The sequence below is a fragment of the Blautia sp. AF14-40 genome (assembly GCF_003479665.1).
Classification (GTDB): Bacteria; Bacillota; Clostridia; order Lachnospirales; family Lachnospiraceae; genus Fusicatenibacter; species Fusicatenibacter saccharivorans.
Map to the genome: position 1 here is coordinate 38,684 of NZ_QUHK01000012.1, position 15,417 is coordinate 54,100.

The 15,417-nt window shown below is 48.8% G+C and carries 15 protein-coding genes; 7 read left to right on the forward strand and 8 right to left on the reverse strand.

Annotated elements, in window-relative coordinates; genetic code table 11:
* Positions 1 to 6: 6 nt before the first annotated feature.
* Both ilvN and DWW13_RS19020 read left to right on the forward strand, forming a co-directional pair.
* Positions 7 to 516: an acetolactate synthase small subunit gene (gene ilvN, locus DWW13_RS10220; protein ID WP_022463092.1), complete on the forward strand. Its 510-nt coding sequence runs from the start codon at positions 7 to 9 to the stop codon at positions 514 to 516.
* Between the two features lie 18 nt (positions 517 to 534).
* On the forward strand, positions 535 to 738 hold the full coding sequence (locus DWW13_RS19020; RefSeq protein ID WP_055227113.1) for a hypothetical protein: 204 nt from the start codon (positions 535 to 537) through the stop codon (positions 736 to 738).
* A gap of 125 nt (positions 739 to 863) precedes the next feature.
* Here the strand turns inward: DWW13_RS19020 and DWW13_RS10230 are convergent, their stop codons facing one another.
* The 4 genes from DWW13_RS10230 to htpG all read right to left on the reverse strand — a co-directional run bounded on the left by DWW13_RS10230 (position 864) and on the right by htpG (position 5,733).
* On the reverse strand, positions 864 to 1,556 hold the full coding sequence (locus tag DWW13_RS10230; RefSeq protein ID WP_055267500.1) for an LrgB family protein: 693 nt from the start codon (positions 1,554 to 1,556) through the stop codon (positions 864 to 866).
* Positions 1,553 to 1,924, reverse strand: a complete 372-nt coding sequence (locus DWW13_RS10235; RefSeq protein ID WP_117804340.1) for a CidA/LrgA family protein — start codon at positions 1,922 to 1,924, stop codon at positions 1,553 to 1,555. The genes DWW13_RS10230 and DWW13_RS10235 overlap by 4 nt, the downstream gene beginning before the upstream one ends.
* Before the next feature lie 223 nt (positions 1,925 to 2,147).
* The gene (locus DWW13_RS10240; protein ID WP_199674850.1) at positions 2,148 to 3,473 is read right to left on the reverse strand and encodes a Na+/H+ antiporter NhaC family protein; all 1,326 of its coding nucleotides are present in this window, start codon (positions 3,471 to 3,473) and stop codon (positions 2,148 to 2,150) included.
* 184 nt (positions 3,474 to 3,657) lie between these two features.
* Entirely contained in the window at positions 3,658 to 5,733 is a 2,076-nt protein-coding gene (gene htpG / locus DWW13_RS10245; protein WP_117804318.1) for a molecular chaperone HtpG, read from the reverse strand.
* A 343-nt stretch (positions 5,734 to 6,076) separates the two neighbouring features.
* On the opposite strand from htpG, the gene DWW13_RS10250 reads away from it, so the two are divergent.
* Both DWW13_RS10250 and DWW13_RS10255 read left to right on the forward strand, forming a co-directional pair.
* Positions 6,077 to 6,643 (forward strand): TetR-like C-terminal domain-containing protein, encoded by a 567-nt coding sequence (locus DWW13_RS10250; protein WP_022461989.1) that lies wholly within the window; start codon positions 6,077 to 6,079, stop codon positions 6,641 to 6,643.
* A 219-nt stretch (positions 6,644 to 6,862) separates the two neighbouring features.
* The gene (locus DWW13_RS10255) at positions 6,863 to 8,842 is read left to right on the forward strand and encodes an oleate hydratase (RefSeq protein ID WP_117509736.1); all 1,980 of its coding nucleotides are present in this window, start codon (positions 6,863 to 6,865) and stop codon (positions 8,840 to 8,842) included.
* A 228-nt stretch (positions 8,843 to 9,070) separates the two neighbouring features.
* Here the strand turns inward: DWW13_RS10255 and DWW13_RS10260 are convergent, their stop codons facing one another.
* From DWW13_RS10260 to DWW13_RS10270, 3 genes are read right to left on the reverse strand one after another with little or no spacing between them, the layout of a single operon-like run.
* Complete coding sequence (locus DWW13_RS10260) at positions 9,071 to 10,156, reverse strand: ethanolamine utilization protein EutH (RefSeq protein WP_022461991.1); 1,086 nt, start codon at positions 10,154 to 10,156, stop codon at positions 9,071 to 9,073.
* A gap of 34 nt (positions 10,157 to 10,190) precedes the next feature.
* Complete coding sequence (locus DWW13_RS10265; protein ID WP_055221274.1) at positions 10,191 to 10,697, reverse strand: DUF5721 family protein; 507 nt, start codon at positions 10,695 to 10,697, stop codon at positions 10,191 to 10,193.
* 6 nt (positions 10,698 to 10,703) lie between these two features.
* Positions 10,704 to 11,585, reverse strand: a complete 882-nt coding sequence (locus DWW13_RS10270; protein WP_022461993.1) for a magnesium transporter CorA family protein — start codon at positions 11,583 to 11,585, stop codon at positions 10,704 to 10,706.
* Between the two features lie 326 nt (positions 11,586 to 11,911).
* Between DWW13_RS10270 and DWW13_RS10275 the strand changes: the two genes are divergently transcribed.
* Positions 11,912 to 12,751, forward strand: a complete 840-nt coding sequence (locus tag DWW13_RS10275) for a DegV family protein (RefSeq protein ID WP_022461994.1) — start codon at positions 11,912 to 11,914, stop codon at positions 12,749 to 12,751.
* A gap of 97 nt (positions 12,752 to 12,848) precedes the next feature.
* A complete protein-coding gene (locus DWW13_RS10280) occupies positions 12,849 to 13,220 on the forward strand; it encodes a hypothetical protein (protein ID WP_117509733.1) in 372 nt (123 codons plus the stop codon).
* Between the two features lie 388 nt (positions 13,221 to 13,608).
* Here DWW13_RS10280 and DWW13_RS10285 read toward each other — a convergent pair whose 3' ends face one another.
* The gene (locus DWW13_RS10285; RefSeq protein ID WP_022461996.1) at positions 13,609 to 13,809 is read right to left on the reverse strand and encodes a cold-shock protein; all 201 of its coding nucleotides are present in this window, start codon (positions 13,807 to 13,809) and stop codon (positions 13,609 to 13,611) included.
* Positions 13,810 to 14,123: 314 nt separating this feature from the next.
* Here DWW13_RS10285 and DWW13_RS10290 point away from each other — a divergent pair, with 314 nt between their 5' ends.
* Positions 14,124 to 15,404: a dihydroorotase gene (locus DWW13_RS10290; RefSeq protein WP_022461997.1), complete on the forward strand. Its 1,281-nt coding sequence runs from the start codon at positions 14,124 to 14,126 to the stop codon at positions 15,402 to 15,404.
* Positions 15,405 to 15,417: the final 13 nt, after the last annotated feature.

The following is a 15,417-nucleotide window of genomic DNA, read 5'->3' on the forward strand; positions in this document are numbered from 1 at the left end:
AGCGCGATGAATAAGGGAATGAAAAAAAGATGGATTTCACTGTACGTAGAAAACCAGGTTGGTGTCCTTTCCAAGATTTCCGGGCTTTTTTCCGCAAAAAGCTATAACTTGGACAGCCTGACCGTCGGAACGACCGAGGACCCGACCGTATCGCGTATGACGATCGCCACGGTCAGTGACGATGAGACGTTTGAGCAGATCAAAAAACAGCTGAACCGCATGGTCGAGGTCATCAAAGTCATCGACTTCACCGACGTGTTTGTGCGCATGAAAGAGATTCTGTATATCAAGGTATTCAACTGCAGCGCAGCTGACAAAGTCGAGCTGTTCCAGATCGCTGAGACGTTCAAGGCGAAGGTCATCGACTACGGAAAAGACAGCCTGCTGCTCGAGTTTGTCCAGACGGCGACGAAAAACGATGCAGTTGTGAAGCTGATGAAAGAGGAATTCGGCAAGATCGAAGTCGTGCGCGGCGGAAGCGTCGGTATCGAGTCGATCAATGTGATGGAGCGGTAAAAGAGAGGACGTTTTTGCGTGAACGAAAAGAGTATTACCACAATTACGTTAAAAAAGATTAATAAGAAAAGTGTGTATCAGTACATCTATGAGCACCGCCAGACGGCGAAGCAGCAGATTGTGCAGGATCTGACGATGGGGCTTTCGATGCACAGCGGAACGCTCGAGCATATCTGCATCGACCCGGAAGGGCCGGAGTGCTACTGCGCTTCTTTTTATTGAAGAGTTTCTGCAGTCGGAATTTTAATTTTTAGCTATAGAATTTCAGGGATAGAAAATCCGGGAACGGAAAGTTTTACATTGCTTTCCATTCCCGGATTTTTTCTGTTTTTTATCAGTGTTCGTTTTTAGATAAACATCGCATAAATCGACGCTCCGACCACAGTCAGAATACCTGCAACTGCAATCGAAAGGCTGCTCATCGCGCCCTCGACATCGCCCATCTCCATGGCCTTCGCCGTACCGATCGCATGGGAGGCCGATCCGATACTGATGCCCTTTGCAATCGGCTCCTCAATGTGAAACAGCTTGCAGAGCGTCTCCGCCAGCATATTTCCCAGCACACCCGTGATGATGATAACGGCAACCGTGATCGTCACCGCACCGCCGAGCTCTTCCGAAACACCCATGCCGATGGCCGTTGTGATCGATTTCGGCAGCAGTGTTACATACATTTTATGATTCAGATTGAAGATCAGCGCCAGCGCGAGAACCACGGTAAGGCTCGTCAGCACGCCGGAGAGAATACCGGCGAGGATGGCTTTGATATTCTTTTTCAATGCCTCCATCTGCTCATACAGCGGAATCGCAAGGCAGACCGTTGCAGGAGTCAGCAGATAGCTCAAGTATTTTGCACCGTCATTATAATTCTGATAATCGATATCGAAAACAGCAAGGAATACAATGACGACTGCAATGGAAATCAGCAGCGGATTGAAAATCGGAAGCCCAAATTTTTTCTTTAACAGCATGCCGAGCTCATACGCCAGAAGGCTGATGACAACGCCGAAAAATGCAGATTCACAGAGCATATTTGTCATTTTGCGTCCCCTCCTTTGTGTTTCTTTTCCAGCCGGATGACCGCCTGTGTCACGCGTCCGGACACAATCATAACGACGATGGTGCTGACGAGCGTAATCACGAGAACCGGAACGAGAACGGCTTTTAATTCACCCCAGGATTCCATCAGGCCGACGCCCGCCGGAATGAACATGACCGGCATGATCTCAATCATAAACTTGCCTGCGTCCTCGACGGCATCAAGTTTTAATGCCCCCGTCATCAGAAGCGCCAGCATCAGCACAAGGCCGTAGATACTTGCCGGAATCGGAAGCGGCAGCACGGCGTGCAGGATTTCTCCGACGAACGAAACCGCCATAATTACAAGGAACTGTCTTAATAATTTCACTTTGTCTGTTGTCCTTTCTCCCCATAACCCACATAACATCATTACTTCTCAATGTCACGACCCCGATTATACTACCCGCATAAAAGAATTTCAACCGTAAATGTTACTGCAATTTTGGTGATTTTTGTAAAAAAAAGCAAAAAAATGCCCGCCGATCAAACGAAAAAGTGAAATCGGTGGGCATTTTAACATAATTTTTTGAGTTGATCCGATACGGAACTTTTTAAGCATTGCTTTCGGCATTTTTCCGATCCGGCAGAACGAAGATAAAGATCAGCGAACTGACAAGCAGCATGCCCGGATAGAAGAGGTTTGCCATGATTTCAAAGGCGGAGAGCTCATATCCCAGTTCATGCACCGCGGAAATCGCCACGAGCATCTGTGCGCCGTACGGCAGGATGCCCTGTGAGATGCAGGAGAAGGTATCGAGGAGCGATGCCGTTTTCCGTGGGGTGATGCCGTAGTCCTCGGACATCTGCTTTGCGATCGGGTTTGCCATGACGATCGCGACGGTGTTGTTTGCGGTCGCAATGTCGAGCAGCGCGACGAGAATGCCGACACCGAGCTGGCCGCCCTTTTTTCCGCGGAAGATTTTGTGAATGGCACGAAGCAGGACAGTAAAGCCGCCGTTTTCCCGGATCAGCGCGCACATCGCAGCGACAAGAATCGCAACCATACATGTCTCAAACATACCCGAAGTGCCGCTTCCCATGCTGGAGAGCATATCCAAGAGCGTCGTCTGTCCCGTACCGAGCATGATAACGGCACCGGAAGCAATACCGATAAGGAGTACGACAAACACCTGAATGCCCGCGATGCCGCCGATCAGCACGAGCAGGTACGGAACCATCTGCAGCAGATGGTATTCGTGGACGACCGGTGTGCCCGGCGCCTGTCGGAAGGAGATTACAAGGATCAGCGCCAGCGCGGCAAGAGCAGCCGGGAGAGCGATCCAGAAGTTTTCACGGAACTTGTCTTTCATCTCGCAGCCCTGTCCGTTGCAGGCGGCGATTGTCGTGTCGGAGATGAAGGAGAGGTTGTCGCCGAACATGGATCCGCCCATGACGGAGGCGACGCAGAGCGCCAGCGAAAAGCCGGAGGTCTCGGCAACAGCAGCGGCGATCGGCACGAGAAGCGTGATCGTTCCGACGGAGGTTCCCATGGCCGTGGAGACGAAGCAGGCAACGACAAAGAGCACAGCGACGGCATACTTTGCCGGAATCCAGGAGAGCATGAAATAGGCAATGCTCTCTGCACTGCTCCTTCCGACAACGCCGACAAACGTGCCTGCGGCGAGGAAGATCAGCAGCATTGTGATGATGTTTTTGTCCCCGATGCCCTGTCCCATGAGGGCGAGCTTTTCTTCAAACGGGACACTGCGGTTCTGCAGACAGGCGACGAGGATCGCTACCAGAAACGCGACGACGATGGGGATGTTGTAGAAGCCCATCGGAATTTTTAAAATATACTCGGAATAAATGCCGAGCCCCAGATAAAACACCAGAAAAACGGCGATCGGGAGCAGGGCGGATGGCTTTCCTTTTTTCATAGAAATAAATACCAGACCTTTCGTGTGATTTTCCTTATTTTTCAATAGGGCGAATAGAATTATTCTATCATCTGGATCAGAAATCGTAAAGTAAAAAAGCAGGAAAAAACACGCCGGACATCTGGTAAATTCCAGAAATCCGGCGTGTTTTATAAGAGGTGCGTTTTGCTGTGCCTGTGCTTTATCATTTTGCAAGGAGCATCATAATCTGATTGCTTCTGCTTACGAATTTTGTCATCTCGTCCGGAGAGAGCGGTTTGTGGCTGATCATTGCCAGATCATACAGCTGCTCGCAGAACAGGGATGTGTTGTCGTTCTCGCCATTCTTCAGAATGTACTGAACGAGCGGATGTTTTGCATTCAGGATCAGGGTTTCCTGTCCGCCGAACATGGACGGATCCATGCCGGTCATGCCATACATCTTCATCATATCCTGCATCCGGCGGCTCTCCTCGGAAAGCGTTACCATGGAGGATACATTTTCGTCTTTCAGGTTCTCAACTTTGACGGTCAGGTCTTTCTTGTCGAGGACTTTGCGGAAGAGATCGGTCAGAGCATTTGTAGCGTCGGTCAGATCCTCACCGGACTCGTCTTTCATATCGTTGGTCAGATCTGCATCGATGCGCTGGAAGGTTACATGCTCGTTGTAACGCTCTGCATGGGTGATGAAAGCGGAGTCGATGTTGTGTTTCAGGATGACAGCATCCATGCCCTGGCTGCGGAACATGTTGATGTACTGGCTCTGCTGAACTTCGTCGGTGACGTAGTAAACAGTCGTTTTTTCCGGCTCTTTCTTCTCGTCAGCGTTTTCCGTATTTTCGGTATTCTCCGTAGTTTCAGCCTTCTCCTCGGTGTTCTCTGCAGGAGCTTCTTCTTTCTTATTCTCGTTGATGCAGTCCTCAAGAGTCAGATATTTTCCGTCGATGTTCTTGAACAGAATATAGTCCATCATCTTTTTGGAGAATTTCTCGTCCTTGATGCATCCGTATTTGATGAATGGGTTGATATCATCCCAGTATTTCTCGTAATTCTCACGGTCGGTTTTGCACATGCCAGAGAGCTTGTCAGCGAATTTCTTGGAGATGTACTCGGAGATCTTCTTGACAAATCCGTCGTTCTGCAGTGCGCTTCGGGATACGTTCAGCGGCAGATCCGGGCAGTCGATGACGCCTTTTAAGAGCATCAGGTATTCCGGAATGACTTCTTTGATGTTGTCGGCAATAAATACCTGGTTGTTGTACAGCTTGATGGTTCCCTCGATGGAATCGTACTCGGTGTTGATACGCGGGAAGTAGAGGATACCTTTGAGGTTGAACGGATAGTCCATGTTCAGGTGGATCCAGAACAGCGGCTCGCGGTAGTCGTTGAAGACTTTGCGGTAGAATTCTTTATAATCCTCATCGCTGCACTCGTTTGGATGTTTGGTCCACAGCGGGTGGATATCACTGATGGAAACCGGGCGTTTGTTGATTTTTACTTTCTCTTTGGCCGGGGAAACTTCAACCTGCTCTTTCGTTCCGTCTTCTTTTTCTTTCTCTTCGTATTTTGCGTCCTCGTGGATGTGCTCTACGACAACGTCGTCGTCTTTTAATTCGCTTTCATCGATGGTCTCGTATTCCTGCGGCGCATTTGCTTTGGACAGGAAAATTTCAACCGGCATGAAGGAGCAGTATTTTTCCAGAACTTCGCGGACACGGTATTCGTTTGCGAATTCCAGGCAGTCCTCGTTCAGGAACAGAGTGATTTCGGTACCAACAGTTGTCTTGCTGCCCTCGGACATATCGTACTCGGTGCTTCCGTCACAGGTCCAGTGTACCGGGGTGGATCCTTCTTTATAAGAAAGAGAATCGATGTGAACTTCATCTGCTACCATGAAAGCAGAGTAGAAACCAAGACCGAAGTGGCCGATCATCTGATCTGAATTCGTTTTGTCTTTGTATTTCTCCAGAAATTCGGTAGCGCCGGAGAAGGCGATCTGGGTAATATATTCTTCGACTTCGTCTGCGGTCATACCGATACCGTTATCGATGAATTTTAAGGTTTTCTCATCCGGGTTTACAATCACCTGAATGGCTGCTTTGTAGTCATCCGGCAGAGTATATTCGCCCATGCCGTCCAGCTTTTTCAGTTTGGTGATGGCATCGCAGCCGTTGGAAACGAGCTCACGGACAAAGATATCGTGGTCGGAATACATCCATTTTTTGATAATCGGGAAAATATTGTCGCTGTTGATTGAAAGATTTCCATGTTTCGCACTCATGAGAAACACACTCCTTTTCTTATAAAAATATTTTGATCCAGCAAAGCGGGAATATCATGCTTTTTTAGATGTCTGCAGCTTTTTTACTGCTCTGATAGTTATAGTAATACTGGCACAGGGAAAAGTCAAGGGGAAATTAGCACTCGAGAAAAAAGAGTGCTAACAGAACGACGGAAAGTATTGAATTTACTGGTATTACGGTACTTTCTAAACTTTTTGTAAAGTCTGATCAGAAGGGCTGCGCAGTTGTTTCTGGAGAATGGATATGCTACAATGAAAAAGCATAGAAGCGTTTCGAACAGAAAGATTCCGAGGGTACATAAAAGAAAAATGGAGGAAATACATGACAAATGCGACAAAGGCGGCGCTGGAAGCGTCATTAAAAAAGCTGCTTTTGAAAAAGCCGCTGGACAAAATTACGATCAACGATCTGACGACAGACTGCGGCATCAGCCGGATGGCGTTTTATTATCATTTTAAGGATATCTACGATCTTGTCGAATGGTCGTGCCTGGAGGATGCGACGCAGGCGCTGCAGGGGAAGAAAACGTATGAGACATGGCAGGAAGGCCTGCAGCAGATTTTTGAGGCAGTGCTCGAGAATAAACCATTTATTATGAATGTCTATCACTCTGTAAGCCGGGAGCAGATCGAAACATATCTCTTTCATCTGACGCACGATCTGCTGTACGGTGTCGTACAGGAAAAAGCAAAGGGAACCGGCATCTCCGAGGCGGATCAGAGTTTTATCGCAGATTTCTATAAGTATAGCTTTACCGGTGTCATGCTCGACTGGATCAAAGACGGAATGAAAGTGGATTACCATATGATTGCGGAAAAAATGCACCGCACGATGGAAGGAAATGTCGTCAATTCCATCCGAAATTTTGAAAAAAGAAATAAAATATAGTTACACTTTACAAAACAGGGCGGATGATAAAAATTTAATCATCCGCCCTGTTTTGTAAATGGAAAAGCGGGGAAAAATGAAGTAAGATTCAAATTGTCAACAGACAATGGCAACACAAATAGAAACTTGTAAAACAAAGAAAGCAGCATAACCTATACAAACCGGAAATTCGAAAAAACATTCCGGCAGTCGTATTTAGAAAAGAAAGGATGAACGTCTATGTCAAAAAAAGGATTAAAATTCGGAATCGCATCAGCAGCAGTCATCGGAGCTGGAGCAGCAGTGCTGCAGGCAAAAAACAAGAGTGAAGCAAAAAAAGCAGCGGAGACAACCACTGTAACATCAGAACCAAAGAATGATTACCGCAACACCGAGCGCGGAAAAGATAAGAAAAACAGCAAAGGCATTTATTACACCAACGGAAACTACGAAGCCTTCGCAAGACCGGAAAAACCGGAAGGCGTCGATGAGAAGAGCGCATACCTCGTAGGAAGCGGCCTCGCAGCCCTCGCAGCAGCGTGCTTCCTTGTAAGAGACGGCCAGATGAAAGGCGATCACATCCACATTCTGGAAGCCATGGACATCGCCGGCGGTGCCTGCGACGGTATCTACGATCCGACCCGCGGCTACATCATGAGAGGCGGCCGTGAGATGGAAAACCACTTCGAGTGCCTGTGGGATCTGTTCCACAGCATCCCGTCAATTGAGACACCTGGTGTATCCGTTCTTGATGAGTATTACTGGCTGAACAAAAAAGACCCGAACTACTCCCTGTGCCGTGCAACGAAGAACCGCGGCGAGGATGCCCATACCGACGGAAAGTTCAACCTGAGCCAGAAAGGCTGCATGGAGATCATGAAACTCTTCATGACAAGAGACGAGGATCTGTACGACAAGACGATCGAGGATGTTTTCGATGATGAAGTCTTCAATTCCACCTTCTGGCTGTACTGGAGAACGATGTTCGCATTTGAAAACTGGCATAGTGCACTGGAGATGAAGCTGTACTTCCAGCGGTTCATTCACCACATCGGCGGACTGCCGGACTTCTCCGCACTGAAATTCACGAAGTACAACCAGTATGAATCCCTGATTCTTCCGATGAAGAAATACCTCGAGGATGCCGGCGTAGACTTCCAGTTCAATACCGAAGTAACCAACGTTATCTTTGAAATCAACGATGGAAAGAAAGTAGCAAAAGCCATTGAGTGCAAGGTAAACGGCGTCGAGAAAGGCATCGTTCTCACCGAGAATGACCTCGTCTTCGTTACCAACGGAAGCTGCACCGAAGGCACGATCTACGGCGATCAGAACCATGCACCGAACGGTGATGCAGAGGTCCGCACGAGCGGCTGCTGGAGCCTGTGGAAAAACATTGCAAAACAGGATCCGTCCTTTGGACATCCGGAGAAATTCTGCTCCGATATTGCAAAGACAAACTGGGAATCCGCAACAATTACCACTCTCGACAATAAGATCATTCCGTATATCACCAATATCTGCAAACGTGATCCGAGAACCGGAAAGGTTGTTACCGGCGGTATCGTAAGCTGCCAGGATTCCAAGTGGCTTTTAAGCTGGACCATCAACCGTCAGGGACAGTTCAAAGAGCAGGATAAAGATAAGGTATGTGTATGGGTTTACAGCCTGTTCACCGACGTACCTGGCGACTATGTGAAGAAACCGATGAAAGAGTGCACTGGTAAAGAGATCACCGAAGAGTGGCTGTACCACCTCGGCGTGCCGGTTGACCAGATTCCGGAGCTGGCAGAGAACAGCGCTGTCTGCGTACCGACCATGATGCCGTATATCACCGCATTCTTTATGCCACGAAGAAAGGGCGACCGCCCGGATGTCATCCCGGATGGCTGCGTCAACTTCGCATTCCTCGGACAGTTCGCTGAGACACCAAGAGATACCATCTTCACGACAGAGTATTCCGTTCGTACCGCAATGGAAGCTGTTTACGGACTCCTCGGCGTAGACCGCGGCGTGCCGGAAGTATGGGGCAGCGTTTACGATATTCGCGATCTGCTGGACAGCTCCGTGAAACTGATGGATGGAAAATCTCCGCTGGAAATCGAGCTTCCTGGACCGCTCAACCTGCTGAAAAAACCTCTGCTGAAACTGGTAGATGGAAATGTAGTTGGAGATCTCTTAAAAGAGCATGGAATTATCAAAGAGGATATGGTGAAATAAGAAATAGAAAATAAGTAAGAAATGCAATAAGACCTGCGCTTTCAAACGGCGCAGGTCTTATTGCGTTGCTATGTATGCTCTCAAACAATTATAGCAATTCCAGAAAATAATGCAAAAAATCCAGCACTGCAGAACGTGAATTACTGCGTCACGGATTTTCGTCGTACCCCGGTACGCCTTCAAATCCGTTCCTTGTAATTCGCGCCCTGCAGCACTGCCTTTTTTGCGTTATTTTCTGGTCTTGCTATAAGCAGATTTCTTCGTGAAAAACAGTGCGGCACAGACGGCGGCGATGCCTCCAGCGAGCTTTGCAACGAGAAGCGGCACGACAAAATCAGGATCGGTGCCGAACGTAAATCCCATATGTGCGGCGATGGTCGATGCGGCGGAGACGAGGAAAGCTGCGTTTACAATCTTTCCGCGCTCGTCCATTTTTTCCATCATTGTGATCGCCGGAACAGGGCTGACAATGCCCATCAGAAGACCGGCGGCACTGCTGTCGTTCATGCCGGTTTTTCTTCCAATAAAAGAGAGCGGCTTTTTGAGCACCCGCTGTAAAAGCTCCGCCGTCGGAAGGCTGCCGAGCAGTACAATGCCGATGGACGAGACGACCGCCATCGCGTCCTCCAGCGGCGCAAGGTCCGGGAGCAGCGAAAAGCCGGTCATATAGCAGAACGCGCCCGCGATGAGGCCGATCGTCGTCAGAAGCCGGATCACATCTGCAAATACCGTGAACGCGCGCACGGTCTGCTCCGGAAAACGCCAGATGCCGAACATCAGCAGAAAGCAGAAGAGGAGCACCGGGAGCGACTGAAGTACGATCTGCAGAAAAGAGAGTCCTGAGAGCAGTCCGCCGACGATCATCGTGACGGGAAGCGTGCCCGTGCCGATCAGCATGCCGCGGGAGAAAAAGAGGCGGTCGCCGCTTTTCAGCATTCCCATGCCGACCGGAATCGTAAAGGTGATGGTACAGCCAAGCGTCGCCGCAATCACAAGTCCTGCGTAGCGCACCATCTCCTGCGATGCCGAAAGCTCTCCGGCGAGCTGGTAGCCGCCCATGTCAATGGCGAGAATGCCGGCGAGAAGTCCCGCATCCAGCCCCAAAAAGTTCCAGATGGGAACGAGGGCGAAACGGAGAAAGCGGGAGAGCAGCGGGGTGAGGCAGATGATGCCCGACATGGAAAGTGCCGTCGGTCCAAGCAGCGTAAAGCCCTCCTCAAACCGTTTTCCAAGTCCGAAGCGATTGCCAGCGATCCGGTCGACACCGCCGAGTACCGCGCCGACTGCCATGATCCACATAATAATCTGATTCATAAAAAGAGAACCTTTCTAAATAAGTATTTTGTCTTTATATCTGTTCTTCAAATGCAATTTCATTTTTCAGCAGAAACTGGCGGACTTCCTCATCGAAGACGCGGTCGAGCGACTTGTCCATCGTAAAGATTTTGAGGGAAGTTCCGGTGGTAAGTAAGAGTTTTCCGTCCTTATACTGAAAATTCAGAAAGCATCCAAACACGTTCTCTATTTCCAGCGGCAGCGCATGGTCCGCGATCATTTTTTCGCACGCCGCCTGCGGAAGCTGAAACACAAATTTGAACTGCAGGGGTGTCCGTTTTCCTTTGATGACGGAATAGCAGAACGATTTCACATCTTTCCAGAGAAGCCGCGTCCGCCCTTTTTCTTTTAAGAGCTGCGCGTCATCGGGATCGAAAAAGTCCGTGTGAAGACTGCCGTCGATGGAGAACGTCGTAAACGTTGTGATCGACGCCTCGGAGACGGGAAAGCGGTCAAATGTCTCGAGACGGAGCAGAGTGTTCATAAAATTCTTTAACTGTGTAATCTGCAGGATAATCATCCGTAGTTAAAACCAGCCTTTCTTTTTAAAATACCAAATTTCAACAGCAACAATGAGAATACAGACGCCGATCAGGATGAAGTACGCATACGGGGCAGAAAGCTCAGGCATATGCGTAAAATTCATGCCGTACCAGCCGGCGATCAGGGAAAGCGGGAAAAAGATCGTCGAGACGACCGTCAGAATCCGCATCGTATCGTTCTGACGCAGGTCGATCTGCGCCTGCTGCATCTCGCGGATCTGCAGGGCGTACTCCCGCAGCATCTGGGTGTGGTCGTACAAACGGTCCACGCGGTTTCCAAGGCGCGAAAACTGACGGGCGCATTCCGGGGGAAGAAAGTGATTTTCGTCCTCGGAGAGTATTTCGCACATGTCGAGAAGCTGCTGGTAATAGGCATGGAACACGAGCAGCTCCCGACGAATCGTGATCAGGGTCCGCTGCAGCTCTTTTGGCAGAGTGTCGAGAAGAGACTCCTCGATTGTCGCGAGGCGCTTCTCAAAATTCTGCAGATAGAGCATATCCTCCTGGATCAGCGATTCCAGAAACGAGAAAAACAGGTGGAAGACATCGGAAGTATCGAGCGGTTCTTCCGGGAAGAGGAGGCTCTGCAAAGCCGGAAGTGTCTGTTCGTCGGCTGCCAGAATAAGCTGCCCCCGGTCGAGATAAAACGCAAGCGAGAATGCAAGGTGAAGCGGATGCGTCTTGTCCGGGACGGCAAGCGATCCGACCAGGCAGTCAGGCAGCAGCTCTGCGCGGCAGTATTCGATGCGCTCCGGCTGCAGACTGCGCCGGAAAAGAGAAAATCCGGGCAGCGCCGCGCAGGCTTTGGAAGCTTCCGAAAACGAAAGCAGGGAAAGCCGGACCGAATCCGAAAAAGTCCATTCCATACGTACCACCTCCTGAAAATAAGCAATGGAAAAATATCCATAAACAAAAAAGCCGTATGACCGTAGTATACCGCAAAAAGGGGAGTGCGACAAGAAAAGGAAAAAACTTTTAACGGAAAAACTTTTATTGGGAAAAAACTTTTTGCAATGGAGCACTAAGTGTGTTATGATAAAATGTAGTTATCAAAACTACATGACAAAATATCAAAAAATTCACTGTGTCGAATTCGTCCCTAGTTCAGGAAGGTTTGAAAAAGAGCGGTGATTGGAAATACGAAACGTCCGCAGTGAGAAAAAGCGGAATCAAGTTTGGAGGGACAAAATATATGAGTTTTCACATTGTTGCAGACAGCTGCTGTGAACTGACAGCAGATATGAAAAAAAGAGGAAATATTGAAATTGCACCGCTGACACTGGAAGTCGGCGGCGAATCCATTCTGGATGACGAAACATTTGATCAGAAGTCATTCCTAAGAAAAGTGGCGGAGTGCCCGGAATGCCCAAAATCCGCATGCCCGTCTCCGGAGTATTTCCGCACGGCATTTCTGAACGGGGCAAAGCACTGCTATGCGGTAACGCTTTCCGCACAGCTCAGCGGATCTTATAACAGTGCAGTGCTTGGAGCCAACCTGGCACAGGAAGAAGATGAGGATCTGAAAATTCATGTGTTTAATTCCAGAAGTGCATCCATCGGTGAGACACTGATTGTGAAAAAAATCGTGGAGTGTGAAGAAGCCGGTATGAGCTTTGAACGTGTAGTTGAGACAGTAGAACTCTACATCAGCACACAGCATACCTATTTTGTGCTGGAAAATCTCGAAACGTTGCGGAAAAACGGGCGCCTTTCCAAAACAAAAGCACTTGTTGCATCCGCGCTTAAGATCAAACCGGTTATGGGAGCCACATCGGAGGGCGATATCGTACAGCTCGATCAGGCGCGCGGCATCAACAAAGCACTGATGAAAATGGTCGATGCCATTGTAAATGACGCACAGCATGTAGAAAACAAAACGCTTGCCATCTCTCATTGCAACTGCCCGGAGCGCGCCGAGATGGTAAAAGAAGCCCTTCTGGAGCGCCTTGCGGTACAGGATGTCTTCGTACTCGATACCCAGGGCGTCAGCAGTATGTATGCAAATGACGGCGGAATTATCATTGCATTATAACTTTTCTCTTCCCTTTTTGTTGAAAATGTAGTATAATTTTCAACATGTTTGAAAGTGCCGCCGAGCACTTTTTAGAAATCAAAGGAGAAGTAGAACCATGAGTCAGGAAAAAGTTGACCGCTATAAAAAGGAAAAAGCGAACCGTGAGAAAATCATGAGACGTGAAAGATGGATCACGAGACTGGAAGTTACCGCTTTCGTCGTTGTTCTGGCTACCCTGATCGGCTGGTTCTCCGTTGCTGTTTACCAGAACTCGGTAGCAGAGAAAAAGGCGAACCGCACGACAGAAACCACAACGATGAACGTGACGGATATTCAGAATTATCTGAGCGAGACCAACACATCCAGCGACAGCAGTGCAGATGACACCAGCGACAGCTCTGATGCTTCCGATACATCTTCGGACAGCACAGCAGATACGGCAAGTGACAGCACAGCAGATTCCATCAGCGAAAGTACAGCGGAATAAGCAGAATTGTTAAAGAAAGTAAAAGCGCTTACCACAGACGGGAAAATCCCGGAGTGATAAGCGCTTTTGTTATAGAGATTTATAGCAATCCCCGAAAATAATGCAAAAAATTCAGCACCGCAGAGCGTGAATTACTGCGTCACAGATTTTCGTCGTACCCCGGTACGCCTTCAAATCTGTTCCTTGCAATTCGCGCTCTGCAGCACTGCCTTTTTTGCATTATTTTCGGGTCTTGCTATAGAAAAAACTATGAGAAACACGCTCCGCGAGTTTCTCAAGTTATCGCGGCAGTCGCCAAGGTCTCGTGCAGGCACGGACTTTGGCTCGTTGCCCGCGTAAATTAAAAAACCGGAGGACATACATCCCCCGGCCTTTCGCTTATGGTTAATTAGCATTTAACAACGTTGGAAGCCTGCATTCCGCGAGCACCCTCGGTAAGATCGTAAGTAACCGCCTGACCTTCGTCAAGAGTTTTGAATCCTTCACCCTGGATAGCGGAGAAATGTACGAATACATCGTTTCCGTCTTCGCCTGTGATGAAGCCATAGCCCTTCTCTGCGTTAAACCATTTCACTGTTCCCTTGTTCATTGTGAGTTACCTCCATAAAATTAAAAAATAAGCATGATGTGGGAATGCATATGTTCCCCCATAAGCGAGTGAACTTTTGATAAAAAAATTCACTAGCTATTACAGATTATATTGAAGGTGAATGCTAATATAATCTCTAATAGCTAGTGACCACGTATTACATCTCAACATCTTCTCGATTGAGACCATTATAATCTTGCAAATCAAAAAAGTCAAGAAAAAACTCTTTATTTCAGGAAAGATTTCGTGTATTATAAAAAGGAATAAATGGTCGGACGACGGCCAGAAGAAAAGAAAGGATCAGAGAACGTAAGATGAGTATCTTAATCAAAAATGGACAGGTCATCGACCCGGCCACCCAAAAAGACGAAATCAGTGATGTTCTGATCGAAAACGGCGTTATTACACGGGTTGAAAAAGGAATCCGCGTAAAAGATGCGCAGGTAATAGATGCAAAAGGCTGCTATGTAATGCCTGGCATCATCGATATGCATGTACATCTCCGCGACCCGGGGCAGACATATAAAGAAGATATTGAAAGCGGTTCGAAAGCAGCAGCAAAAGGAGGCGTGACAACGCTGGTAGCGATGCCGAATACAAAACCGGTCATCGACAGCCCGGACCGCGTCAACTATGTAACGATCAAAGCAGACCGTTTTTCTCCGATTAATGTACTGCAGGCAGGCGCCATCACAGTAGGACAGAAGGGTGAAGAGCTCGCCGATATCGAGGGCATGGTAAAAGCCGGCATCCCGGCGATCAGCGAGGACGGAAAATCCGTTATGAACGCGCTGCTCTACAAAGAGGCCATGGAGATTGCCGCAGAGAAAAACATTCCGGTGCTGGCTCACTGCGAGGACAAGAACCTCGTAAACGGCGGCTGCATGAATGAGGATGCAAACTCGAGAGAGTGGCATCTGCCGGGCATCACAAACTCCGTAGAGAACACGATTGTTGCAAGAGATATCGTACTTGCCGCAGAGACAGGTGCACACCTGCATCTGTGTCACTGCTCGACCAAAGAGAGCGTGGATATGGTGCGTGAGGCGAGAAAGGCCGGCGTTTCGATTTCCGCCGAGGTCTGCCCGCATCACTTTACCCTCTGCAGCGACGACATCGTAAAGGGCGACACCAACTACAAGATGAATCCGCCGCTCCGTACGAAAGAGGATCTCGAGGCACTGCGCCAGGGTCTGAAAGACGATGTCTTCGATGTCATCAGCACCGATCATGCACCGCATGCGCTGACCGAGAAACAGGAGTCCTTCAAGAAAGCTCCGTTCGGCATCGTCGGACTGGAGACGAGCGTGGCTCTTACCATCACCGAACTTGTGGATACCGAGATCATCACCCCGATGCAGATGGCGGAGAAGATGAGCTACAATCCGGCAAAAATCCTGCACCTGGACAAGAAAGGTTCTCTTGCACCTGGCATGGACGCCGATGTGGTTGTCATCGATCCGGAAGCAGAGTATGTGATCGATCCGAAGGAGTTTGTTTCCAAGGGCAAAAACACTCCGTTCGGCGGCAAGAAAGTCAAAGGAAAAGTTATGGCTACCGTATGCGGCGGCAAGATTGTATACGAAGCTGAGTAATTTCTATAAGAAA